General features: G+C 51.0%; 1 protein-coding gene. It reads left to right on the top strand.

Translation table 11 applies throughout. The features are described 5' to 3' along the window. Positions 1-726 (top strand): AMP-binding protein (locus A3730_RS25390; protein WP_156501358.1); only part of this gene is annotated, 726 nt, incomplete at both ends.

Below are 726 nucleotides of genomic sequence, written 5' to 3' on the forward strand. Positions count from 1 at the left end.
GCCGAAACAGTGCGTCAGATCATGGAGCATAGTGAGTCCAAGTTTCTGTTTGTGGGCAAGCTCGATGACTGGGACATGATGAAAGCGGGTGTGCCTGATGGTGTGCAGCAGATTGCGTTGAGTCTGGCGCCGGATGATGCGTTGCAAGCCTTCCCAAAATGGCCGGATATTATTCGCGATACTGCGCCTCTGGCTGAGATTAATGTGCCGGACCTGAAGGATCTCGCAACTATCGTTTACACCTCTGGCACCACTGGTATGCCCAAGGGTGTGATGCACGACTTTGAGAGTCTTTCCGCCGTCGGGGAGAAGATGATCAAGGTGTACGACCTTAAGCCTGACGAACGCATGATTTCTTACTTGCCTCTGTCTCATGTGGCTGAGCGCGTGGCAGTGGAAATCGCGGTGCTGTATGTGGGTAACAAAATCTTTTTTGCCGAGTCTCTGGATACCTTTGGCGAAGATATCAAGCGGGCACAACCAACGGTATTTTTTGCTGTGCCGCGGATCTGGTCCAAGTTTTACCAGAAGGCTTCAGAAGCCGTGCCGCCGAAAAAACTCAACCGATTGCTCAAAATTCCTTTCCTCAACAAAATCATCAAGAAAAAAGTGCTTGGTGCCATGGGGCTGGATGAGTGCCGTATTGCGCTGTCGGGTGCCGCCGCGCTGTCACCTGAGATTATTACCTGGTTCAAGAAACTGGATCTGGAAATTCTCGAAGTTTAC

The organism is Alcanivorax sp. HI0044 (genome assembly GCF_001634945.1).